The sequence below is a fragment of the Deltaproteobacteria bacterium genome, from assembly GCA_016874735.1.
Classification (GTDB): Bacteria; Bdellovibrionota_B; Oligoflexia; order Oligoflexales; family CAIYRB01; genus CAIYRB01.
In genome coordinates this window covers 38,503-62,677 of the sequence record VGTI01000013.1, presented here as the reverse complement: position 1 = coordinate 62,677, position 24,175 = coordinate 38,503, and the positions used below count along the sequence as shown (strand labels likewise).

Below are 24,175 nucleotides of genomic sequence, written 5' to 3'. Positions count from 1 at the left end.
ATGTCCACCAACCCACTACTGCAGCCCTCTAGCTTAAGACACGGGGCTGTTCCGTTTGGCGATATCAAGGTCGACCATTATCTACCGGCCTTGGATAATGCCATCATCGAGGCTAAGAAATGCCTCGATGCGATCAAGGCGGATACTGCTACCCCCAATTTCGCTAACACTTTTGTCGCACTTGAAGCTGCAACGGCCAAGGTCTTTGACATTGCGTACGTGTACTCAAATTTGCGATCAGCTCATGGCGACGCGGCCATGCAGGCATTGGCTCCGCAAGTCATGCCTCGGTTGATCAAGTTGGAGAGCGACATCAATCTGGACAGCGCTTTGTTTCAACGCGTCGAGACAGCCTTTCGTCACTTGCCGTCGACTCTGACGACTGAGCAAAAAACTTTAGCCGAGAAGACTTATCGCAGCTTCCGTCGCAATGGAGCCATGCTCAGTCCTGCCGATAAAGATAAACTGCGTGCGCTTGACGAGGAGCTCTCAATCCTTGGCCCCAAATTCTCCGAGCATGTGCTTAAGGCGACCAATGCCTATACTTTAGTGATCACTGACCGTACTGAGCTCGCAGGCCTACCAGACTCAGCGCTGGAGGCCGCAGCGGCAGCAGCGGTTGAAAAGGGTCAGGTAGGAGCTTGGCTTTTCACGCTGCACGCGCCCAGTGTCTTGCCTTTACTTAAGTATGCTGCTAACCGCGAGCTACGCCGCACGATTTGGTATGCGTTTAATGCCCGAGCTTACGGCGGTGACCATGATAATCAAGCTGTGCTAAAACGCATTGCCACCCTACGTCGTGAGCGGGCTAAACTTCTGGGCTACAAATCGCACGCGCACTTTCAGACCGAGGAGCGGATGGCCGAGAGCCCAGAAAACGTCCGCACCTTCCTCGCTCGACTCCTTGGCAAGACCAAACCCGCCGCCGACCGTGAGATGCAGGAACTTCGCGCTTTCATGCTCTCTAAAGGCTGCCAAGAGGAATTGCAACCTTGGGATTACGCCTATTGGTCGGCTAAACTCAAGGAAGAGAAATTTCAACTCAACGCCGAAGAGACTCGTCCCTACTTTCAACTAGAGCGCGTACTTGCCGGCGCCTTTGAACACGCGCGCCGCCTGTTCGACCTCGAGTTTAGTGCAGTGACGGACCTACCGGTCTATGCCGAAGACGTCCAAGTATACGAGGTACGACGTCGCGACACCGGTGCGTACATGGGACTCTTTTACACCGATTTCTTTCCGCGCAGCACAAAGAGCGGTGGCGCCTGGTGCACGCGCTTTAAATCACAGTTTAAGTCCGGCGAGATCAATCACCGTCCGCACGTTAGTATCGTCTGCAATTTCACTAAACCAACGCCGACTAAACCATCACTACTGACGTTTCAGGAGGTGACCACACTTTTTCACGAGTTTGGTCATGCACTCCATTCGCTGCTGTCGGATTGCGAGTATCGCAGTTTAGCTTGCACCAACGTTTACAGAGATTTTGTCGAACTACCGTCGCAAATCCTCGAAAATTGGGCCCGGCATAAAGACGGTCTCGCTCTGTTCGCGACGCACTACGAGACCGGAGAGCTGCTACCGCCTGAGATGGTGCAAAAGATTATCGACGGCGAAAATTTCCACGCAGCCTATTTGATGATGCGGCAGCTACGATTTGGTTACCTTGACATGGCTTGGCACGCTGATCCACCGGAAGGCGATGTCGATGTCGCAACTTTTGAGCGCGCGGCAGTGGCACCCACGGATTTATTACCCAACATTCAAGGGACCAATATATCGTCGGCCTTTGAGCACATTTTTGCCGGTGGCTACGCTGCTGGTTACTACGGCTATAAGTGGGCTGAGGTTTTAGATGCTGACGCCTTTGAACTGTTCGAGGAGCGCGGCGTCTTTGATCGTGAGATAGCCGACCTTTTCCGTCGTCACATTCTTGAGCGCGGCGGCAGCGACCACCCTATGACACTGTACAAAGCGTTCCGCGGCAGAGCCCCGGATCCAGATGCTTTACTGCGACGATCACAACTAATTTGAGTCACCCTTAACGGAGGCCGACAATGAGCTTTGAACAGGAAAAACGCGAGAGCCTAAGGCTCCTAGCCGGTCTAGAAAATGGCACCCTTACGTCTGCTGACGCCTTCAATGTCGCGGACAAATGCGACCCTGTGGTCGTCTATCTGGTGCTACGTTATTTGAGAGAAAAGTATCCTGCTAATGAGCCGGCCTCGGCCGGGGTGACCCGGCGCTTAGTGGAACTCACCTCGACCTACGACAAGATCGTCGCCAAGGCCAAAAAGGGTGAGAAGGACAGTATCGGGCAGTGGTTCGTTGAGACCTACAACATGCGGGAGTTCTTCAACGCTCCCGAAGGTCTGATCGATCTCATCATCGAAAAGATCGAAGGCTAATCACCCTGCTCTCCGTGTTTAGTCCTCACGACTCGAGCACCTCGACCATGGTTGAGGTGCCGCGAGGTTCACGGTCTTTTTGATCGCCTCACTACCTACTGTCCCTTCAATATTAAAGGTCGACTCGCCAAGGTAAACACGCTCAACTGCAACTCTTTCCAGCTTATCCCTGCGCAGGTAGACGTCTATACCCTGAGTGAGTGATATCCATGCGCCGTTCACCTCGCGCATGTCTTGCACCTTGAACGCATGCGGAAACGATACGATCAACGTCGATGAGCCTAGCGGCGTTTCGCAAACGACATTAGTGTCAAGTGGCAGCTCAAAGGTTACACCCTCAGAGTCCTCGGCCTTGATTCCCAGCCAGGAAAAGTTGCGGATAGAGCTCAGCAGCGATTTAAATCCTGTACCTACCTGTTTAAAGGTGCTCTTTACGGGCTTTAGTGTCGCATCGATATCGGGATCCCAAGGCTCATACGGACCGCCGTCTTCTTGACTTAGAGGTTTATCCTTAGAAAAGCGCCAGTCCCGATCAACGACCAAGCGGTCGTACGGCTCATTCATAGAGGTAATGCCATCAGTACTACGGCAGAAGGGTCGCGGCTTTCCTACATGATCTTTGACGAGCTGCCAAGCTGCGTCAGCGTCGCCACTACTAAATCCACCACGCTTTACGATAGAGGTAAATAGATCAAACGACGGCCTCTTGGTGCGCTTTAAATTAGCCGCTCGATCCACAGCTACTAAACCAAACTTAGGACAGTAGCCGTCCGCCCACTCCCAGTTATCCGAAATAGTCCAAAATATATACCCGAGCACAGGCACACCGTCGTCCATCACGGCCTTAATGGCGCGCAGATGTTCCGTGAGGTACGCTGGTCGCAGGATGTCCGATGCATCGGAGATGCCATTTTCCGTAATGATCAGTGGCAATACTTTACCTGCAGGGCGATTGACGAAATCGACATTGTAGCGCTGATGGATCTTACTCAGTGTCAAATACATGCCTTGCGGATCTATAACGCGTCCAGACTCGCTATATTCAAATCTGGGATCCACCACGGTTCCACTACCCTTAACAATCTCGGCGCCGTAGTAATTGAGGCCGATAAAGTCCACATGAGAGATGACAGCATCCAGGAAACCGTAATTGACGGTTTGGCGAGCAAAGGTGGCCGAAGCAATATCGAGTTTGCCAGCCGCCACATGATGCCCAATGTGCTGGGCAATACCAACGATCGGACGACGCGCGGCCTTGGCACCAACGCTATGGATGTGGTCATACAACTCTCGGTGACTCGCCGTCATATTGTCGATCGCTTTAAAATAAGCGCCCTTGAGAGCCCCTGGGAGCGGTAGAATCGCCATAGGGTTTGGTTTACCACCAGGCCAAATACCCGCAACATTAGACAATAAGGCGAATACAGACGGTTCGTTAAAGGTCACCCAGTAGTCGACACTGGGACCGAACTCATCGACCATAGCCTTGCCGAATGCGACAAAAGCGTCACGCACCTCGGGCTTGCCCCAACCTCCCATTTCGATGGCCCAAGGCGGCAGGCTATGATGAAAAAGGGTGAGCATCACCCGCATCTTTTTGGCTCGAATCATGGCAACGATGTCATGATAACGCTCGAGTGATGCTGCATCGATCTTGTCACCATGGCGGGGAACGAGCCGCCCCCAGTCCACACCGAGGCGAAAAACCTCCACTCCTGTGGCAGCTGCCAGGTCAATTTCCATAGCCGGATTGGACCAAAAATCGAGGCGCCGGTCTGGCTGTGCCTGATTTTGCCAGGCCGCGACGCGTCCACTGCGCGCAAAGGCTAGCCAGCTGTCGTCTAGCTGATCCTCGACGTGGGCTGGTGCCGTGGCCAGACCAAAGAAAAACTGAGATTGACTGCCAAATTGGACAACTCCTTGGGCACCTAGCAGTGCGGAGCTGCCGTCGCCTCTGTCGCGCCCATGTTTACAGCCAAGCCCCCCCGCCATGACGGACAGTTGTAGGATCACGGCGAAGATTGTCATTTTTCTCATAGTCATGCTCTTGCTATGTTGGGGGAGCCTGGAGGCCTGCACTCATTCTAGCCGCCAGCTCCGACAGCCACAAGTTTGAGGGCTCGCGCAAGCTTAGCCCTAGAGTTACAAGGACGCTCACTCATGCCCCAATCCCGACAACCCACTACCCAGGATAAGGGCGCAGCTAACCAAACAAAATCAGCTTGGGGCGATGCACACACCCAGTATTTTTATCAACTCACACCGGACCGCATTCTCGACGCCGTAGAGTCGTCCACTGGCCTGCGATGCACCGGCCGCGCCATGGCTCTCAATAGCATGGAGAACCGCGTCTATGAACTAGAGATTGAGCTTGATCACACTCCGGCCAGCCCGTCAGAGCGCTTTCTGATCGCTAAGTTTTATCGCCCTGGCCGTTGGAGTGAGGCACAGATCCGTGATGAGCACACTTTTCTGGCTGATCTCGCCGACCTAGAGATACCAGTCGTGGCCCCTAGGCAGTTTGTTGATGGCGACACGCTACACAAGCTCAAGGACGCTGATATTTACTATGCCGTCTTTGCCAAAGTCGGGGGCAGATCTCCGGACGAGCTAAGCGACGACCAGCTAACTCAGGTAGGGCGTCTACTCGCACGGATCCACAATGTCGGAGCCACCAAACTGGCACCGCACCGCATCGTCTTGTCGCCGACGACTTACGGTATAAACAATCTGCAGCAACTCCTTGACGACAAGATCATCCCGCAGGAACTAAGCTCTGCCTACGCCGAGACGGTGAGATCCATCTGCGCCATCGCCACGCCTTGGTTTGCTACAACGGCCATCCATCGCATCCACGGTGATTGTCACCTCGGCAACCTACTCCAGGGGCGTGAACAACTCTTTTTTGTCGACTTCGACGACATGGTGATGGGGCCTGCAGTGCAAGATATTTGGTTGCTGATTCCCGGTCGCGACTCCTATGCGAAGCGACAGTTGTCAATCCTGCTCGACGGCTACTGCAGTATGCGGGATTTTGACCACCAGAGCTTGCGACTTATCGAGGCGCTGCGTGCCCTCCGATTCGTCCACTTCAGTGCTTGGATCGGCAGGCGATGGCAAGACCCTGCGTTCCCGCGCGCCTTTCCGCAATTTGGCACACCGAGCTACTGGCAAGGTCAACTGCGGGATCTCAGAGAACAACTAGATTTGCTTGCCAATACTTCGACATATAGTTGGTGAGCACTTACGGCACTTTAACGTCCACCCAAGTCTCAATAGCGACGCGCACCCAAGGTGTGTAGTGCGTCTGATAACTAAGACGGAGTTCGTTATCCGGTGTGTTGTGTCGTATTTTTTCGCTCTGAAAACCGACATCAAAGGCACCGTAAAGAATCCCTGCAAGACGCTTACGTATGCCGCCATAACCCGTGATAGCCGCCCCTATCCGCCAAACCTCGTCACCGTACCAGCGACCGAAGTAATCCCGAGCGTCACCTTCGTAACCTAGATAGGCCCAGAGGTCTTGGTCAGGCGTAAAAAAGTCTAAACGTCCCCCAGCCGTACTAACGAGCAGCTGCCAAAAGGTGTCGGAGAAAATCTCCTCGCCGACATAAAGCAAATAATTCTTGTGCGAGGGATACCAACGCAGTCGGTACCCAACTGTAGTCCGGGCACGGTACTGCGGCCAAAGGGGCAGGCGATGACGCGAAGTGAAACCAAAGACAAACTGGTCCAAGCGGTTACTCTCGCGTTTCACACCCGGAGCTTGAAAAGTCGTCACCCAAAGTAATGGCACGAATGACTCGCCGCGCCACTTATACATGTAGAGTAAACCCTCAGACGCGACTAAATCATCAGACGTGGCATGGCCGTCTGCCGCGCGATGACGACGGACTTCTCTCATAAAATCAAGAGCCAGGTACAGATTATTACCTTCAGGGGCCGTCATGACTGGCAGTAGGCCATAAACCCGTCCCCGTGTCCGCTGCACTGAGCGGTAATCGGTATGAGACGGCGCCCTGTCAGCATATTCAACCTGCAAGGTAGGGCCCCGCGCTTGCTCGGCTTGTGCCGTTGGGAACGTCATTAGCAGGGAGATTAAGGCTATTAAGTGGTACACTTAACTTTTGGTCCTTGGGCGATGAGTCAAAAAACATCTTACCAACAATTAAGTGGATCAGTTAGTGAGAGTTAACTCCTATAAGCTCCGCATCTGCACGTCTCCTATTCACGTACCCTTTACGATCTCGAAGGAGAGCCTCCCCAGTGCCACTGTGGTGACTTGCGAGGTCATAACCGATACTGGTCATAGGGGGCATGGAGAATGCGCACCGTTCCCTTCATTGACCTACGACGATATTGCAAGCGCCAAAGCGACGGCAGAGACCATACTTGGTCAGTGCATCGGCTTGAGCGTAGATGAGGCGCTGTTATTTGTAGAGCGCCATTTTAAAGCATACAGCGCCAAGTCGATCACAGGCGTGGTGGGCGTAGAGTGCGCCCTTTGGGATCTCAAGGCTCAGGCGCAGTCCTTACCGTTGGCGCGTCTATTTGGCACTTCGAGAACCGAAACATTATCCACTGACATCACCATGCCCATCATGCCGCCACAAGAAATTAAGGGCTTTTGGCAACTGTACGAGCCCTACGGTTTTACAACCATAAAGGTTAAGATCTCGGGCAATGTCAGAGGTGACAGCGACATGTTGGCTGCTCTCGTTGCTTTAGCTCCAGCGGGCCTCAGCTACATACTCGACTGTAATCAAGGCTGCAGCGTCGCATCAGCGGTCGCCATACTCGACGTGGCGCAGCGTCTTGGCATGAATGTGCTATTTTGCGAGCAACCATTACCCGAGCGCGACCTTTCAGGCCTTAGTCAACTGGCGAGGCTGACCGGAGTGCCGCTGTGCGTTGATGAAACTGTACGCTCCGTTGCTGATCTGCACGCGATTCTTGAGCTTGGCTTAAAACCTATCGTCAACATTAAGATCATGAAGTCCGGAGTGTCACAGGCCCTGCAAATCATTAAGCTTGCGGTCTCAAGCGGTTGTCCCCTGATGATTGGTGGCATGCTCGAGAGCGAGATCGCTATGGGCTTTTCGCTGCATATTGCCTGCGGCACCGGAGCCTTCACTTACGCAGATTTAGACACACCGTTCTTTTTTAAACAAAGGCTGACCCTCGACAGCCCGTGGCACAGACATGCCGCGCTACTTCAATTGCCCAAAGGCGATGGGCTTGGTCTTGCGCTTGCGATCAGCGACTTGTATAAATAAGGCGGCTTAAGGCACCCATAGCTCAGTTGGATAGAGCATCAGGCTTCGAACCTGAGGGTCGGGCGTTCGAGTCGCTCTGGGTGCGCCACTTCATGACTTCCTGAACAAAATTAATCGGGTCAGTGATATGCTTGGTCAGAACGCGCCAAACGATGGACCAGTCGATCCGCTGATATTCGTGCACGAGCAGATTACGTAAACCCGTAGCTTTTACCATTCGCTCGCTGACACTTTTGGAAATGACTCCTGCCTGATGCAGTTTAACAAAACTATCAGCCATGGACGATGCAACGGGCAGCGGTGTATAGGCGATCACATGACTAGCGACATCAACGCAGGCTTGGACAGCACGCTCTAAATTAAGCACTATGATATCCTGAGCATCAACGTCACTTGTAAGTTCCTGCTGGGTCTTCGGACACTTGCTTTTGACGCGAGCCAACGCTCTTGCCACGACGTCAGCCTTTTCCCGAAGTAGTTGCTCGTTTACTGCTTCCACCTTGCTAACCTCGCTTCTACAGTGCGCTGCCGGAAACGGCCGTCGTCCTCTTTGTCATACCACATACGCGTCAGCAGCTTGGCAAAATCCTCGGGCGATCTCTGCATCAACCGTTCACCCTTGACCACAACCTCTTCTAGGATGGCACCCCGCACTTTGCTGAGGTCCACGATATCAACGTCACGGCCTAAAAACTTACCGAGATCATGCGAAATCTCGAGTTTTTCATCGATCGTCAGTGCACGACCTAGGTCGAGTGCTAAATCGATATCAGACTCCGCTGTCATGCGACCATCGATCGCCGATCCAAAAACAACTAATAGCCTCACTTCGTCTTTGGTAGCGAAATAACTAATCAGCTTGTTCCGGATTTGATGATCCATCAAAGATTTACTTCGTGCACGGCGATCACGTTGTTGATCTTATTCATAGCCGCCACGCCATCGGGCGATAGCGGTGAGTCTATTCTCACGAGAGCCATCGCGCGGCCACCCTTACGGTTACGGCTCAGCTCAAAGCTATCAATATTGACACCACGGGACGCAAGGAAATGACCGACGTCGCCAATAACGCCAGGTCTATCGTTATTCTCGACAATGATGATGTCGCCTGTGGGCTCGAGTTCAAAGTAGAAGTCGTTGATGAGCGAGATACGTGAGTAGCGATCGTCAAAGACCACGCCACCAACCGTGAGTTCAGCACCGTCGGCGCCGCGGCATCGCACTTTGAGGGCCGACTTGTAACTTTGGAAGTTAGGATCTTTGGATTCCGTGATGGTTAAGCCCATCTTCTCAATGTGGGTCTCCACATTCACGAACGACACGTAACCATCCACTACCTTACTGGCATAGCCCTTCATGAGACTCAAGCGCACGATCGAATGGTCTAATGCCGCCAAGTCACCACGGTAGCTCAGTTCGACCGACTTCGGATTAAAGCTGATGATCTGACCAATGAGTGAGCCCAGCTTCTCTGCAAGGACGGCATAGGCGTTGAGAAGCGGATTATCGATCACACCCACTTGCGGCAGGTTGACTGGATAATCGACGACGCCACCGGCGACGGCCTTTTCAACTTGGCGCAAGATCGTATCACCGATGGCAATCTGGGCCTCAAGAGTTGAAGCACCGATGTGCGGGGAACACCAGACTTTGTCACTTTGCAGCAGATCAGGCAGCGGTTTAGGCTCACTCTCCCAGGTGTCGATACCGGCACCCGCAATTTGGCCATTCTGTAGACGGGCGACCAGATCCTTCTCGGCGATAACACCGCCGCGCGCGACGTTTAACACGTAACTGCCACGGGGCATCAGGTCCAGTTGGGGACCTTTGATCATGCCTTTTGTCTCTTTATTGAGCGGTACATGCACAGTCAGGATGTCGGTGACGCGCAGCATGTCGTCGAGATCCTTAAACTGCCGTGCTTGGTGCCGCTCGAAGACCTGCGGTGCGATGTAGGGGTCGTAGGCATACACCTCCATGTCAAAGCCTCGGGCAAACTGAGCCACCCGGTGTCCGACGTTACCGAGACCGACAATACCTATGCGCTTGCCGCGTAGCTCCCGCCCCGTGAATCGGTGACGATCCCAGCCGCCGCTCTTCATCGTCTGATGGGCCTGCGGCACGTTTCGGAGCATTGCCAAGGCTAGTGCAAGCGTCAGCTCAGCGGCGGAGTTGGTATTTTTGCCCGGGCAGTTGATTACTAGGATGCCCTTTTGCGTCGCCAGATCGATATCGATATTGCCAACACCAACGGCAGCGCGGGCGATCACTTTAAGCTCGGGTGCATGCTCAATCACTTCACGGTCGACGTCGGTTTCGCTACGGGTCACGAGGACCTGGGCCTTTGGCACCATGCGCAGTAGCTCAGAGCGCTCACAGTCAGGTGCATAGACCACGTGAAAGTCTTTGTTAGCCTTAAACCCTGCGATAGCCGATTCGTGCAAATGACCGGTGATCAAAACGTGCGTCGACATAGGTACTTCCGCGGCAATGGGATAGTTGGGGTGTGGGGGCCGCTAGCACACCTGGGCGCGAGGCGACCGCTGATACCCCAATGTCAAGTCTGAGGCCGGATTTGTCAACGACGGGATAACGGCGCTGAAGGCAAACTGAGTACCGCCATACCAGTACGTTGACCTGCAAGCCTAAGCCTGTGAAGCACTTTGCCCTCGCGCTCAACCGTGACGATGCCCGGGACTTTGGGATTGCTCCAGTATTCGTAGGTGCTTTCCTCAACCTTACGCACGGCATAGCCACCAACGTAGATGGTGGAGCCGGGGACTACATCACCGAGCACAGTGAGACGCCCTCTATTCCAGTCGCTATGGGGCGGTGCGCGGTCAATACCAGCTGAGGTGACCACACACCGGCTATCGTTATCGCAGGGACGACGGTCAGTCGCCACTAGACGCATGGCACCGGTGCCCTCACCCTCTACGGCAAATGGCTGCCCTGATTTATTGTAGACGGTCTGGCCTGTGCTAAGTTGCCACAGCTTGGTTCCCGTAGACCCAATATACCAGGTGTCGCCGCGGCGCTCGATCGCGTAGGGCTTCGACATATGGACGGTACTCTCCCAAAGTGCCGCCCTTGCTGTCGCCATGGGGGCATCATCGTAATTGCGCAGGAATGAGTATAGGCGCTCTGACCCACGTGAACCGGTGAGCCTTCCCTCGACTTTGAGGATGTGGCTAGGTTGTCCCGAAGGATTTTGCACGGCAAGATCCGTGAGATTAATTTGCCATTGGCTAGCTGCATTGAGGGTGACACCGAGTTCACGGAGACGCTGCCGCATAGCTTCAGCGACTTGCCGCGTTGCCGTTGTAGCTTGACCAGATGTTGCCACCCAAACACTAGTGAAACTAGTATCGCCTACTATCGGAACTTCACTTGCTGGCGTTGGCGCCGACGTCCCCGCGGCAACGGCCGCAGCCGTCACGTTTGCTAATGGTTGAGCGCTGGCAACGGTCTCGCGCTGGACCGTAGATTCTATAGGCGCGGCCGCAGTCTGTGGACCTTGAGGTTGCGCGGCTGTCAGTTGCTCGTCCCCGCTCACGCGACTATCCACTACATTCGCTGCCCCGGCATCACGCATGAGCACGCGTGACTTCAGTTCGAGTTCACCATTAGCCGGCAAGCGCAGCGGTATCGCCAAATTCTTGAGCGCTTTGAGGGTGCCATTCTCCGTCTTTTTTGTCAGCGTGAGCACCATGGTACCACCGAGGTGTGCGCGCATAAAACGCCGCCACTCGCCAAAGCTATCGGTAACGCCGAGTTCTTCACTGCCACTACGCACAGAAGCGCCAGTCACAGGGCGGCCGTCCGCACCGATGGCTTTGATTTCAAAATAGGCGAACGGATCGTCGGTGCGCTCACTGCCGCGCTGTTGCATTTGCCAGAAAACCACGGTTGCAACCGCCGTTGCAAACACGAGTCCGACGGTGATCGCCCGGAGCATTTCGCCCCGCGTGCGGCGCGGCGATGGTTGCGGTGTATCAACCGTAAAGAGATCGTAGGGATCTCTGATGAGCACTTCATTGAGGCCGTCTTTGATACGGAGTACACCCATGGCTGGATTCCTCTGAAGAGATGACGTGGAGGGATGGAAGAGAAAGAGAGAGAGAGATAATGATGAAAGAAGCTGATGAAAGATGGTGACGCAGGCACGTGAGGGGCATCAAGCGCGTCTCCTATTAACCAGTCTAGCGAAGCCCTCGGCAACAAAAAATGGGCATGTTTTTCCCACCGCCAACTCTTGCCCGGCAAGGGTTTCAGGCCAGTGGTAAATTTTTGCACGCCGCCCGACTGAAGCTGCGCTAGAGTAAAGTCATGATCAACGTCTGGAAAAGTCCGGTTAGCGTTCAGGCCATTAGCTTACTTATATGTGGCTTTGGCGCTGCTGGAGACCCATTGCGCGCCCAGTCAGAAAACATCCGAGCCGCACCCATTTCTATCGACAGGCTAGATTCTCCACCTCCGGCCGCAGCGCCGCGCATCGACCACGATAAACTCCTTGAGGGCGACTACAAACGCATGCAGAGGCGACGTAAAAGCCATGAAAAGGAGGAAGCCGTCGCTACCCCAACCTACGGCGACAAGTTGAGTAAGGCTCTCGATGATGAGACACAAAAGCCACATGCGCGGAACTTTTTCCTAGAGGTCGCTGTCGTTGGCAGCGCTGTGGCAACCCTGGAATCACGTCAAGGCTATACTAGCGAACCCACGATGCACTTTGGCGGTGCTTATCGATTGACCCAAAAATCTGATTCCCCTGCACAAGCCTCCGCGCGCCCCGAGAAAACACCCGATCTCTGGCTAGGACTGCGCGTAGCCCCCTTTAATGGCAGCGGTTTTTACAGGGGCCACCCGGGCAGCTATGGTTTGACCTACTTTGGTCCGATGATAGCTGTGGGCAAGATTGACCCACCCGCAAGTGAGGGTAGCAGCGAGGCAGGAACGGCCTCTGCGCAAGCTACCAAACGCGGCCGACCGATTCTGAGCGGCTGGCTCGTTAGCGGAGGGGTTGCTGCAGTCAGTAAGCAAGGACGTAGCGATGTTGCGGGAGATGCTAAAAGTGATTTTCGCGTCAAAGGGGTAGCATTCGATGCTCCAGGGGTTTGGGTCGAATTTAGGCAGATGGCGGTCCTTTTTGGGGCGCTTGGCTGCAATTTGGTCGCAGGCCTGCAGACGGGGCAAGACAAAGTATTCTTCTACGGTGGCGTCGGCTTCGCCGGTTGGGAATAAAGCGCACGCCGTAACGACCCTAGCCCTTGTGATGACAGTGTTCGTTGCCGCCCTAATCAGCTTCAATTCTTGCGCCCGCAAGCGCGTAGCCGGTGCCGCCAGCGACCCCTCGAGACTGGAAAGCTCCGACGACGATGCCAGCAACGAGGGCGAAGAAACCGGTAATGAAGAGGATGGAGCTGACTCCGCAGACTACAGTGATAAATCAAGATACCCGCACCCCAGTAAGCCTACTGCCTGGCACACGCGTGCCTTGCTTTATACCACTCCGCAGCCCACACCTGAGGAACTATACCGCTGTATAGATCAGGTGAAGAGAATTGGTGAGCAGGCTGGAAATCAACACGACATGATGACGTTGACGCCACAGGTGACCGCTCTAGCTGCAGCACAGACGCGTATTTTTCATTTCTGTTTCTACCAAATGGCCTTGCGACTTGATGAGCGGATGGACAAGGGGGGGCCTCTGATCGCCGATCTCGCGCCCACCTTTTTAGCACATATGAAAACGCTCTGGATATTCGCTCGCGGTTTAGATGCTCTAGACGGGAAGACGCGCTATTACGATTACCTGTATAAACGCTACGTAGGTATGTCAAAACAGTACTTTGGTCGCGACCTAGATCAGTTAGGCCCACCGATGGGCAACTATAATCCAGACACGGCTACACCGTCGAGTATCATGGCCAAACCGGCGGGTTCTACCGCAGCGCCCTAAAGATACGGTGAACAAATCCGATACCGAATGTATGGAATGGTTTAACCACGGTGATAGCACTGATGCGCATCGATCTCTTAAAACTTGTGCAAAGGACTTCAGCGGTCTTACTGCTGCTACTCTCATTTGCCGCTCTACCGTTAATTGCGGCTGAGGATAACGAGTATAGAGAAGAAGACGACGAGAGCGCTCAAATAGATGCGACGGCGACACAGAAGTCCGGATCTCGCGGCCATGTCGATGAAAAAAAACGCTCACCGTCAGAGACAACGCCTACCACGAATTCACGAGTTGTACGCCGCTTTCATGCCGTACTCGATGAGCTTCTAGCCGAGTTTGGTTATGACGTTAAGATAGGTCAGATCAAAGGTCTATCAAACATCGCCATACGTAAAGTACGCGTCAGTAATGCTATCCCAAGGACTTACGAGGAATATATTGAAACGCTGATCATTGAGCGTATCCGCGAGAATAGCCAAGTCCGTGTCATCGACTGCATTCCCTGTAAGACCAAAACCTCATCGTTAGTGGATGGCAAGTTGATGATCTCGTCACCAGCGACGAACTTAGCCAAACTCGATTCTGCCGCAACGACGCTTGGAATTGAAAATTTCATGGATGTGATCCTCGTGTACCACACGACTCACATGGTACTCGCTGTTAATGTTTTCAATTCTCAATCGAAAGAAACAGTCTGGGCGCGCAGCTACAATAGCGAGACTCTGAAATCACGGTTTCAAAAAATGGCTGTGGACTATAGCCAGGTTGAGCCTAAAAAAATCACGGATGAATACACACCTGAATATCGTTTGATGCTGGGTTTAGGCGGCGCATCGATACCAAACCTCACAGGTAAACCAGCTGATTCTGCCATGCTAAATCTGCAAATCCGCTCAACGGAAAAGTTTAATAATCGTCACAACGAAGTTGGGCTATTACTTTCGATTAACTACGCGGCATCAAAACTGGTCGGAACCGCCACGTCCTCAGGCACCTCCACCACTGATACCGCAACTACCGAAACCACGACGCCGAAACCAAACGCATTCCGTACGGGTATTGGTCTTTATGCCTTTTTCTCTTACCTTTTTGTGGGTCAGGTCGAGTCGTATAACGATATTCGGACGGGGCTCGGTTTGGGACTAGGCACACTCGTAGCCACGGGCTACCTCGCACCTGCGGCCCGCGTCGGTATCGACTTTTTTCTCGGACGACGATTCTCTCTATCGTTCTATGGCAACTACATCCGGCCAGCATCGGTCAATGTCAACGGAGCCACTGCTAAAGTCAACGGCGGCCGTGGTGCCGATGTCGTCTTTTCGACCAATTGGTAGGCGTGATGGACTTTAACCATAAAGGTAGCACGTTACGATTTTGGGGAGTGGCCTCGTCGCACCTGCTTGTCTCAGTTTCGTCACTATACTTAGTGACGTCATGCGCTGCTAAAAACAGCATCTTTGGTGGCGACCCCGAGACCGACACAGCCATCGCTTACCCCTTTGTGGCGGAATCACCTGTAATTGGTAAAGACGGTCCGGGTGAATCATTCGTTATTAAATCTGCCGTCGGTGATAAAGAGTACAGTATCGAAATTCCTGGTGCCGCCAATGACTACGATGTCCAGGTACCCATCGCCGATATTGGCGTTACCGATCCAGATGTCCTGAGCGGCAAAAAGTCTAAAGACACACCTAATCCCGTCAGCACCGACCGTGAAATGCTTGCCAACATGCCTCGTATTGACCGAGAGCACCCTACAGATACCGCACTTGTCGACTCCGCCTTTGGGGTTGGCAGTGCTGATGGTCCTAAACAAGCTCCGAGCTACACGTTGGGACTGGCAAAAATAAAGGAACTGTTCAAAAGACGGCAATATGAGCTAGCGCTCGTCGAAGTAAATAGCCTCTTAACCTTTTACGCCAATAGTCCTCAGTTGAATAAAATGAAGGGCACCTTACTCTTGCGCATGCACAACCAGCCACTTGCCGAAAAGTCGTGGATAAGAGCCCTTGAGCTAGATCCGGATGATCGGCAACTCAGGGCCGCTTTAGAGCGCCTGCAACGGCGCATGGTGAACTCTGGACGGGCCTTCGGCCCTACCCGCCCACAGGGTCCGCCGAAAGGGATACCCACTCCTATAGGCTCACCACCACCGCGGGATGAAGGCGTGCTATCGGGGGGCGCCAGAGTCGGCAAATAATCAAAATACTTCGGTACAATTACGCTTAGGACGCAAGGCTTCGCAGCGGGTTCTTACCTGAGCCACTTCATCTTTACTCAAAGATTTAACTTTAGTGACTTCAAGCTGAAAAGCCGTCCGCCCGGTCATTTTGAGCGTTCCCTCAACGGCGTAAAAGTTGTCTCCTTGTGCCCAGGTATTCTCACGGCCGTAAAGACGCACCTGAATCTTCTCGTTTTGCTGAAAACGACGCCAAAGTCCTTCAACTGCCGGGGCTTTTCTGAGTTCGATCACATAGCCAACATCAGCGTCGCTAACTCCAGCTACCTCCCAGTACTGCACGACAAAAGGCGTGTAGGCCGCAAGCTTCATAGTCGCAGGCAACTCATAAGCCTGAGCAATCGTACTCTGAGCTATCTCGCGCGTAGAGGGTGACATCGTACAATCTGTACCAAGTACAAACACGATCAAGTTTGGATTATTGTAGTGCCCCTTAATTTCTATGCGACCGCTACCTCCGGTGCAGGGAAAGCCCATGGCCAAGTAAGGCGAACTGCGCTCCACGCCGCGCTCGCCAGCTGGGGTCACACAAGGCTTCAAGATTTTCGTGAGAACCAGACTCTTGCCAGTCAAGATCACCGGTGGTTGGCTCGGCAACTTCGGGACCTGCACGCAGTTGGCGTCGACCACCGACTTGGTGTCTTGATCCCCACCTGCACGCGGCGGCGCTTTGATCGCCCGATCTGCACCTGCACCCTCAGCTTGCGGCGTCTCAGCACCGGCAAGCACCGGCTCAGTGGCTTTGGCCGCTTTATGTTCGCAGCCTAAGAGCAACAAAATTAGCACTAGCTGAAGCCGCTTCACCCCTCACCCCCAGTCCACAGTTGTTGCTAATCTGACTCCGGAGCTCCGCTCCTACCGCCCCGCGACGGACGCTGCGGCTAAATTAAATTATTCCCCAATTTCGGTACTTTAGGCAATCTGACTATCAGCAGCCTTGAGCAAATTATAGATCCCAGCCACACCAAAACTGAGCACGGCAGGCTCCACCCAGAAGCTGACACCACGCGGCTCAAGTCCGAGTAGCCAGGGCTCGGCATCACCATAGGCAAAGAGCCCCTCGAGTAATTGAAAGTCGAACAAGTCACTCATGAATCCTGCCGTGGCTACGATCACGAGCGTGACCAAATTGAGCCAGCTCCACTCGAAGAAACTAGGCAGTCCAGCCGCTGGAGAAACCGTAGCGCACACGATCAAAACCAACAAGCTGGCTGCCAAATGGGTGTCCAGAAAGCTGAGACCGTGCCACCACCAGACGACAGCTTCGAGCTGACCAGCTGCCCCTTTGCCGGCCATGCCCTCGAGTTGCCTGATGCTCTCAGTGCCAAGCAGCAACCCGACTGCTAACAACAAGACGCCGCCTATCAGCGTCCCTGAGGCTAGCCAAATCCAAGTCCACCGCAGCCAGCGCCTTCGCCAATAGGCCCACAGAAGAAACGGTATGGAGAGCGTCCGAAAGAGCCCGCCCGCCTTAAAGTTCAGGCGCCAGCCAGGGGGCTGAACTGGCGGAAACTCAAGACCGAGAAACCACCGAAGTGACCGCGTCGCGCGACTAAAAAAAGCACCGTGTTCGGCAATCTCGGACCAATTGGAACTCCCACGCCGATCGAGACCGCGTAAAATCCGCTGGCGCCGGCTCACTACGCGTAGGCGCTTTACTACCGGTCTTGCGATCTGGCGCCTGAAAAGAAAGCCCATGATGAGCACGAGGGGAAAACATAAGAACAAACTGATGAGACTGCGATCGGCTACCATGGCCAGAGTGGCTGCCGCCACGGCAACCAGGGCAGTTATGATCGCTCCAGTCCGCAGAAAATGTGCCAGCGCTGTCAGCCACAGCGTAAATCCAAACATAGCCAGATAATCGGGACTTAGGGTGCCTATAGACGACTGCAGCCGCCCACGGCTTAGCAACATTCCGGCAACAACCAACGCAACCGTCCACGAGCTGCATATAAATCGTGTCATTAATGTTGCTAAGAATATAGTACTAACTAATAGAATCTTATTTACACTCAGCAAGTGAGCGTCCACCTGCTGACCCCAGCGACACACACCGTAGACCACCGCATCATAGCCCAAAGGGGCGAGCACCTCCTTCAGGGCAAGGCTACGAATGGGCCGTATGCGCTCCCGCTCCATGATGTCGGGAGACACGGCAAGAATCGGTGTTGCGGTGTAAACGAGTTGTCGACTACCCAAACAATCGCGACCACTTAGGGCCTTGACGACCTCACTGACGGCCAGCCCTCGGACGCTGTACTGCAACGGATAATGCCGCAGTTGCAGCCATACCAGCCGCATGAGAATTACTACTAGCAGGACGAGCGGCACCGCCACTCGCAACCGACTCATGCTACGGCCAGCTATCATCCTTGACCTCATGAGACTCCCACTCTAATATTTTCGCTGTAATCACATATCTTTATGATAAAGTAACAATAACGATTTTATTGCAAATTGAAACTTGACATTATAAAATCATTCTTATAAGACGCCGACCATAAAGTGGTAGAAGTAGCTTGCGCGATTTTGAAGATTGCGTATAGAACAAAAGTTGTAAACGGACAGTTTTCAATACGGTAGTCCTAAAAGTTGACCAGGCGGACTTTTTAATAGTCCAAATGGCTGGCAAAGCACTGGGACGCAAGATTTTAACGGCCGGTATGGGAATCGGCAATCGGGGAGGGACAATGGCATCGGTAGAATTGCGACCTGGCGACACGCTGAACATCATCTGGAGCTCGGTTCAGGACACGCCGCTAGGAGTCAAAGAAGTCGAATCCAAATTTGCCTACTCCTACGATGAGTTGCTGGCTCGCCTTAAGGCTAAGGGCCGTGCTGGCAAATCACGGCGTTCGGGCACCAGTGGCGCTCGCTTTAGCCGCGTCGTCGCCTTGGCCGCTAACGCCATGAAAAAGGGCAAATGGTCGACCGGTGCTGATATCGATCGCGACGAAGTCTTCAATAAACTCATGAGTCGTTTTGGTGAGCTCGATGCCACCGAGTACGGCAACATCACCGGTAACGCCAAGCAGTCCCTAGTGGCGCTTTATCAAAATAAAAACATCCTCAAAGGCAACCAACGCAAGGACTTGAAGGATGCCATCGATGCCATCGGACTCGGCGACCAAGTCTGAATCATCGCCAGCCCGGCAGTATATCGTCGGGATCAATCACCTCGGCCTAGCTCCCAAAGACCCGGAGCGGGCCCGTTGGTTTTTCCAGGACATCTTAGGGTTACCGCATCTCGGTGACGAATTAGTGAACGAACAGCAGACATTGACCCGGATGTTTGCGGCGTTCGTTTCGCCCCCCGACCCGGTTGAGCGCCTTGAGATCTTAGTGCCATCGCCCGAGGGGGCCGGTGCCGTAGGTGCATTCTTGGCCAAAAAAGGTTCTGGAATCCATCATTTAGCGCTGACAGTCCGCGACCTAGACACGCTGATCGCCCATCTTATCAGTAAGGGTGTACGTATGGTCGATCAGGCGCCTCGCAACGGTGCGCACCAGACCCGCATTGCCTTTGTCCACCCAGAGTCTACAGGGGGCCTCCTCATCGAACTCGTTGAGCCCCGACCTAGCGCAAAGGTTTGACTGAAGAGCGCCGCACCCGTTAAACTATTATGTAATCATATCAACAACATAATAGGTGCGTGTGCATGCGTATTCGACTACCCCGCTTGCCGCTCATGTCATTCACTGCAATCGCGCTCGTTGTGGCCGCGGCAGCATTAGTGACGGAACAAAATTTACAGCAGCGTCGTGCAGATATTTCCGCTGCGCGAACGACGTATCTTCTAGCTATCGCCGATACGAAAAATCAGCTGCTGAATAGCCTATCTAAAGTGACGGGCGACGGTACCTTAGTGCAAAACATGAACTGGAAGCTGCAGCATTCGGTGAAAGGTAACCTCGAGGGTAAGCTGCAAAAAGGCTCACTCGATCAAATTGCCATCATCAGTCGCGGCTGTAATGAGATTGGTCATGCTGCCTTTAATCACATGGCACAAGTGCCATGCCCCTTCGAGGCGCCACTGGTCGGACATTTAGACGAAGTCTTTTGGACCACGGCAAAAGGTACGCCCTTGCTCGCACTGGCGCATGGGCTAGGTGGCTTCGAGGGTACAGAGATCATAGCTATCGGTGCCGTGCACCTCGACGAACAATGGCTCGGTATGCACCCGCAACTTGCACTCGCTATTGAGCAACTTGGTTTGCAGATCAGTGATGCGAATGGACTTGCTCTCGCTGAACCCTCCTTAGATCTGGGTGGCGCTCCCATGCCCACACTCCGCAGCACCAAGTACATCGACCGCTTTATTCTGACCGCTACCAACAGAAATCTGTTTCTCAGCAACATCGCCTTTTGGCCATGCCTGGGCATCGCACTCGGCTGTCTACTTATTGCGATGGGGCGTGAACGCGCCAACCGCCTCGCTGCCGTGCGGGGCCTCACAGACTTTGTTAATTGGTGCTGCACCCTCACTCCGTCGAGTGAATCTATTTTAGCTTCGAGCAGTAAGCAGGAAAATTCACCGCTGAACTTGGCGAAGAAATTGGTCACCCATGCCCTGCAACTAAAGTCGGACGCCATCGCCACGCAGGACCAGAAAAAATCTGCTCTTTCCGACCAGGTAACTAAGCAAGAAGACGAACTACAAAAATTGCGTGGACGCCTCTCCGAACTTGCCGAATTAGATTCGCTTGCGCTCCAGCTGCAACACAGCACCAGTGCATTCCTCAAGCAAATGGAGCAATTTCGTGGTGAAACAGACGATCTCACCGCAGGTATTCTGACTGCACTGAGCGAACGTGGTCACTCACTACGGCTGTTTCTCGACGAATGGCAGCAGGGGATCAACGAGCGTGGCGCACGTAAATTCATCCGCGGATTGGCAGAAACGCAAATCATGGACGACGATGGAGTCACCGAGCTTGATCGTCAGTTGGGATACCTAATCGCAGTTTGTAGCGAAATCGGCGACGTCACCCACCATGCCAGACAAGTGGGCCAAAAATTAATCACACAAGCAAATCTCGCCACTAAGATGGCAGGCCTGTGGCATGGCCTCGCCATGAAAACACATGAAACCGAACCTTGCGAAAATCTCCAGCAGCCGATTGACGAGGCGCAGACACTGGTCAGACTCGCACCGGGGCTCAAAACCACAAAGTTCCTGAACCCAAACGCGGAATCACTACCGAAAAATCTTCCTGAGCTACCACGGACGGTATGGGTGTCGGCTCTTTACCATGTCTACTTGGCTTTAGCCGACTTGGCCCGCTCCTCCCAGTCAGGAGTCGTAAGTCGCATTCGCACGGAAGCAGAAAAGTCGTTACTTGTGATCCAAGTGGCGACTCAGAGCGGAACAGACACACCTAAACGTAGCGACAAACAGGCTTATCATCTAGACATAGCGCGTGCGATTCTGTCGCCTTTTCAGATTGCACTGACAGTGCTACCGGCTCTAGAGGGTCCATATCCCGTGGTGCTTTCATGGCATAACAAATCGGGAAAACGACCGAGAGCAAATACTACTGATCTACTCACAAGAGTAGAGCAGGCGCCTGGTCAAACCCGGGCCCTGCCATCTGCCAACACTTAGTGGCTGGAGTCGAATAAACAGCTGAGTTTGCCAAAGCGACGCAGGGTCGCAGCGACCGACGGCCACCTATTCGTATGGGAACCCTTGTCCTCATCGAGGAAATCGATGCCTTTACGATCAGCCTCGCGCTGTAGGTCCTTCCAACTGTGATCATCGTAAGCCGGTAGTTTGACGTTAGCCTTCACTACCTTGTGTGCACTTACCTCACGATCGATATTGAAGATCCGGTAGCAAATGCTGTGGTGCGGATCTACGAAACCACCAACTGGTACGAAGACATACTGACCGTCAGCATCGTGCCACTTATTTTTCATCAGTTTTTCGCAGTCCTTCTCGCCCAGCGACATGCCGTGCAAGGAGCTCTGCTGGCCCTTACCAAGGGAGCGCATCGCGTCAGTCACAGCGACAGGGTCCAGACCGATCTTGGCGGTAACTTCGACCGCGAAGTCATCTGCTTCTTGCTCGTATGTGTACTGCCCCAGACGCTCCTCATGGGCCTTCTCGAGCACGGTAACTGCATGGTCTTCAACTGACTCGAGGGAACGATTGAGTTTTAGCACTGCATCAGCCACCGAGCTCTCTACTGATTCCGCGCTGCTTGCACCGACTGAGTCGGCAACGAACAGGTTGAGCTCTGCTAGGGCCGTTTCCGAATCGGGTGTCACATCGGCTAACCACTTCGGCCACGTCGGTTTTGCCGCCAGATCTTTAAGCGATGCCCAGCTGTACCCGCTACCAGCGGCGAAACCCATGGAGCCGCCAAATTTAAGCGTCTTCAGGCAGGCGAGTGCTGCGCTCTCAAACGCGAGGTAAGCTTCTGCCTGTCCTGGCTTTAGATCCTTCTGGATGGGGAACATGCCCATGGTGTCTTCAAAACTGTAGCTCGTCGCCTCGACGTAAGCTGCCTTACAGGCAGGGGATGCTGTCCGCGACTTAGCAACGAGTGACCCGACCAGGAAGTAGTAATTGGAACGCAGCTGCTGTCCCTCGACTTTAACGAAATAAGTACTGCGGTCCAACACCTCGGTAGCCTTTACAGCCTGGGTACCAAGTTCGGCAAGCTTAGGCTCCGCTTGGGGCCTGTGATCGATATGCTCCGGGGTCTGTGTGTAGAAGAAACCGTAGTCAGCCTCGTGCGCTGTCACATGCGCGCGGTAATAGTGGCCGAGTTCGTGAGTAAGTACGGAGGCGAAGGCAGCCTCGGACATCATTGAAAGAATGCCGGAGTGAACGGTCACGTGATTTGCCGTCTGCAGCAAGACGATGCCATCAGCGCCAGAGACAGAACCGAGTGACGAGTCTACCTCGCAGGCCTTGCCCACGATCAGAGCACCATCACTAGCAATCGAGAACTTGCAACCGTTTGGCGAAGAGGCATTGAAACGCGCGACGAGTTGCTGCAGCGTCTCCGCTGCATCCTGCGTGCTGGCCCCGTCGATACAGGGAGCACCAGACTCCCAGGGCTGGACCGACCCGAGGCGGCTTTCAATGATCACTTTGGATACTGAAGACCCGGACCGGCGGCGGGGGCTGACACTGTCGCCGAACCGCACCGGAACGTCGTAGCAAGAAGGCACAGGGGCCACAAATGCATTAGGATCCGCCTTGGTGATCACCTTGGCGCGGGGCTTTGGCACATTAGCCAGCTCGTCAGCATGGCGCGACCGCATGGTCGTGTCAATGCGATCGACCCATGATTGCACTCGCTCGGTCAACTCATGGGTAGACGGTAAAATCGCATTCTGAGGGATCCCAAGGATCACTGCCATCACGTCGCTATACTCTGCATCACTGACGTCGCGCCAGTTCCATGCTAAAGAATTGCGAACCGGCTTGGCGGCATCGTGCTTAAGCGCGCTACGGGAGTTGTCGCTAGCTCCACATGCGCTACAAATAATGCTCAAACCAACGCTCAGAACAGAGTTCCTGACTACTGCATGCGCAGTGCCTTCTTTGGCGATGCGATTTGGATTGAGCATGATTACCTCTGGTGGTTCGGGCTCAGCGACTGGTACAAGTTGATCTCTGGGAGAATATGACTGACTGGCCAGTTATATGTAATCGTCCGGTAAATGAAAAGACTTTTTTGGCATTTTTTCTAACTCAATTTGGGTTTTTACTAATTCTGCGAGAGGGGGGCATGATGCTCAAAGATTTTGGGGACTTAACCATCAGCCACGTGGTCGCTGCGGCCGAAGGCGGCGTCATCGGCCGCTCGGGGGAATTGCCTTGGCATATTCCTGAAGACTTCAAGATATTCAAGCAAGTTACCATGGGCAAAATCATGGTCATGGGCCGAAAGACCTTCGAATCCATCGGACGCCCTCTACCCGGCCGCCTCAGTATCGTGATCACAAGAGATCCAGGCTGGTCCGCCCCTGCCGGTGTCCATGTGTGCCAGTCGGTTGAAGAGGCCCTCGCCCTCTGCCAGCAACTCAAGACCCAATGGGGCAGCGAAGTCTGCATTATCGGCGGCGGCCAGATTTTTGCCTCAACATTCAGCGTTGTGGACAAAATTTACTACACTGCCGTCCATCTACGAATCGCCAATGGAGACACCTTCTACCCGGAAATAACGCCCGAGGTATTCCAGCTTACCCACGAACAGCCAAGCACCGGTGACGTCCCTTTTACGTGGCGCATTTACACCCAGTGTAATAGGGGATAAAATCAATTATTAC

General features: G+C 53.8%; 20 protein-coding genes, 1 tRNA gene and 1 pseudogene. 13 read left to right on the top strand and 9 right to left on the bottom strand.

What is annotated here, in order from left to right; translation table 11 throughout:
- Positions 1 to 2,034, top strand: coding sequence for a M3 family metallopeptidase (locus FJ146_08335; protein MBM4251964.1), 2,034 nt, complete (start codon positions 1 to 3; stop codon positions 2,032 to 2,034).
- A gap of 23 nt (positions 2,035 to 2,057) precedes the next feature.
- Positions 2,058 to 2,408, top strand: coding sequence for a hypothetical protein (locus FJ146_08330; protein MBM4251963.1), 351 nt, complete (start codon positions 2,058 to 2,060; stop codon positions 2,406 to 2,408).
- 18 nt (positions 2,409 to 2,426) lie between these two features.
- Here the strand turns inward: FJ146_08330 and FJ146_08325 are convergent, their stop codons facing one another.
- Positions 2,427 to 4,451 (bottom strand): glycoside hydrolase family 1 protein, encoded by a 2,025-nt coding sequence (locus tag FJ146_08325; protein MBM4251962.1) that lies wholly within the window; start codon positions 4,449 to 4,451, stop codon positions 2,427 to 2,429.
- A gap of 117 nt (positions 4,452 to 4,568) precedes the next feature.
- Here FJ146_08325 and FJ146_08320 point away from each other — a divergent pair, with 117 nt between their 5' ends.
- On the top strand, positions 4,569 to 5,648 hold the full coding sequence (locus tag FJ146_08320; GenBank protein MBM4251961.1) for a serine/threonine protein kinase: 1,080 nt from the start codon (positions 4,569 to 4,571) through the stop codon (positions 5,646 to 5,648).
- Positions 5,649 to 5,652: 4 nt separating this feature from the next.
- Here the strand turns inward: FJ146_08320 and FJ146_08315 are convergent, their stop codons facing one another.
- Positions 5,653 to 6,528, bottom strand: coding sequence for a hypothetical protein (locus tag FJ146_08315; GenBank protein ID MBM4251960.1), 876 nt, complete (start codon positions 6,526 to 6,528; stop codon positions 5,653 to 5,655).
- Between the two features lie 52 nt (positions 6,529 to 6,580).
- Between FJ146_08315 and FJ146_08310 the strand changes: the two genes are divergently transcribed.
- Positions 6,581 to 7,684: a hypothetical protein gene (locus FJ146_08310; GenBank protein MBM4251959.1), complete on the top strand. Its 1,104-nt coding sequence runs from the start codon at positions 6,581 to 6,583 to the stop codon at positions 7,682 to 7,684.
- Positions 7,685 to 7,695: 11 nt separating this feature from the next.
- Positions 7,696 to 7,772 (top strand) — tRNA-Arg (locus FJ146_08305).
- Between the two features lie 9 nt (positions 7,773 to 7,781).
- On the opposite strand, the pseudogene FJ146_08300 reads toward FJ146_08305, so the two are convergent.
- The 4 genes and pseudogenes from FJ146_08300 to FJ146_08285 all read right to left on the bottom strand — a co-directional run bounded on the left by FJ146_08300 (position 7,782) and on the right by FJ146_08285 (position 11,753).
- Positions 7,782 to 8,183 (bottom strand): annotated as a pseudogene (locus tag FJ146_08300) (DUF86 domain-containing protein).
- Positions 8,171 to 8,566, bottom strand: coding sequence for a nucleotidyltransferase domain-containing protein (locus tag FJ146_08295; protein MBM4251958.1), 396 nt, complete (start codon positions 8,564 to 8,566; stop codon positions 8,171 to 8,173). The pseudogene FJ146_08300 and the gene FJ146_08295 overlap by 13 nt, the downstream one beginning before the upstream one ends.
- Positions 8,566 to 10,158 carry a phosphoglycerate dehydrogenase gene (locus FJ146_08290; GenBank protein ID MBM4251957.1) on the bottom strand — a complete coding sequence of 531 codons (1,593 nt, stop codon included), beginning with the start codon at positions 10,156 to 10,158 and terminating at the stop codon, positions 8,566 to 8,568. The genes FJ146_08295 and FJ146_08290 overlap by 1 nt, the downstream gene beginning before the upstream one ends.
- Before the next feature lie 104 nt (positions 10,159 to 10,262).
- Positions 10,263 to 11,753, bottom strand: a complete 1,491-nt coding sequence (locus FJ146_08285) for a hypothetical protein (protein MBM4251956.1) — start codon at positions 11,751 to 11,753, stop codon at positions 10,263 to 10,265.
- 260 nt (positions 11,754 to 12,013) lie between these two features.
- Here FJ146_08285 and FJ146_08280 point away from each other — a divergent pair, with 260 nt between their 5' ends.
- The 4 genes from FJ146_08280 to FJ146_08265 all read left to right on the top strand — a co-directional run bounded on the left by FJ146_08280 (position 12,014) and on the right by FJ146_08265 (position 15,846).
- On the top strand, positions 12,014 to 12,928 hold the full coding sequence (locus FJ146_08280) for a hypothetical protein (GenBank protein ID MBM4251955.1): 915 nt from the start codon (positions 12,014 to 12,016) through the stop codon (positions 12,926 to 12,928).
- Positions 12,900 to 13,646 carry a hypothetical protein gene (locus tag FJ146_08275; protein MBM4251954.1) on the top strand — a complete coding sequence of 249 codons (747 nt, stop codon included), beginning with the start codon at positions 12,900 to 12,902 and terminating at the stop codon, positions 13,644 to 13,646. Before FJ146_08280 ends, FJ146_08275 begins: the two co-directional genes overlap by 29 nt.
- Positions 13,647 to 13,708: 62 nt before the next feature.
- Positions 13,709 to 14,980 (top strand): hypothetical protein, encoded by a 1,272-nt coding sequence (locus FJ146_08270; GenBank protein ID MBM4251953.1) that lies wholly within the window; start codon positions 13,709 to 13,711, stop codon positions 14,978 to 14,980.
- Positions 14,981 to 14,985: 5 nt separating this feature from the next.
- On the top strand, positions 14,986 to 15,846 hold the full coding sequence (locus tag FJ146_08265) for a hypothetical protein (GenBank protein MBM4251952.1): 861 nt from the start codon (positions 14,986 to 14,988) through the stop codon (positions 15,844 to 15,846).
- Here the strand turns inward: FJ146_08265 and FJ146_08260 are convergent, their stop codons facing one another.
- A complete protein-coding gene (locus FJ146_08260) occupies positions 15,847 to 16,689 on the bottom strand; it encodes a hypothetical protein (protein MBM4251951.1) in 843 nt (280 codons plus the stop codon).
- Positions 16,690 to 16,797: 108 nt separating this feature from the next.
- The gene (locus tag FJ146_08255; protein MBM4251950.1) at positions 16,798 to 18,258 is read right to left on the bottom strand and encodes a hypothetical protein; all 1,461 of its coding nucleotides are present in this window, start codon (positions 18,256 to 18,258) and stop codon (positions 16,798 to 16,800) included.
- 251 nt (positions 18,259 to 18,509) lie between these two features.
- Between FJ146_08255 and FJ146_08250 the strand changes: the two genes are divergently transcribed.
- From FJ146_08250 to FJ146_08240, 3 genes are all read left to right on the top strand, one after another.
- Positions 18,510 to 19,025, top strand: coding sequence for a hypothetical protein (locus FJ146_08250; protein ID MBM4251949.1), 516 nt, complete (start codon positions 18,510 to 18,512; stop codon positions 19,023 to 19,025).
- Positions 18,997 to 19,482 (top strand): methylmalonyl-CoA epimerase, encoded by a 486-nt coding sequence (locus FJ146_08245; protein MBM4251948.1) that lies wholly within the window; start codon positions 18,997 to 18,999, stop codon positions 19,480 to 19,482. Before FJ146_08250 ends, FJ146_08245 begins: the two co-directional genes overlap by 29 nt.
- A gap of 65 nt (positions 19,483 to 19,547) precedes the next feature.
- On the top strand, positions 19,548 to 21,494 hold the full coding sequence (locus FJ146_08240; GenBank protein MBM4251947.1) for a hypothetical protein: 1,947 nt from the start codon (positions 19,548 to 19,550) through the stop codon (positions 21,492 to 21,494).
- Here FJ146_08240 and FJ146_08235 read toward each other — a convergent pair.
- Positions 21,491 to 23,473, bottom strand: coding sequence for a hypothetical protein (locus FJ146_08235; GenBank protein MBM4251946.1), 1,983 nt, complete (start codon positions 23,471 to 23,473; stop codon positions 21,491 to 21,493). The genes FJ146_08240 and FJ146_08235 overlap by 4 nt on opposite strands.
- 164 nt (positions 23,474 to 23,637) lie before the next feature.
- Between FJ146_08235 and FJ146_08230 the strand changes: the two genes are divergently transcribed.
- Positions 23,638 to 24,162: a dihydrofolate reductase gene (locus FJ146_08230; GenBank protein ID MBM4251945.1), complete on the top strand. Its 525-nt coding sequence runs from the start codon at positions 23,638 to 23,640 to the stop codon at positions 24,160 to 24,162.
- The last annotated feature ends 13 nt before the right edge of the window (positions 24,163 to 24,175 follow it).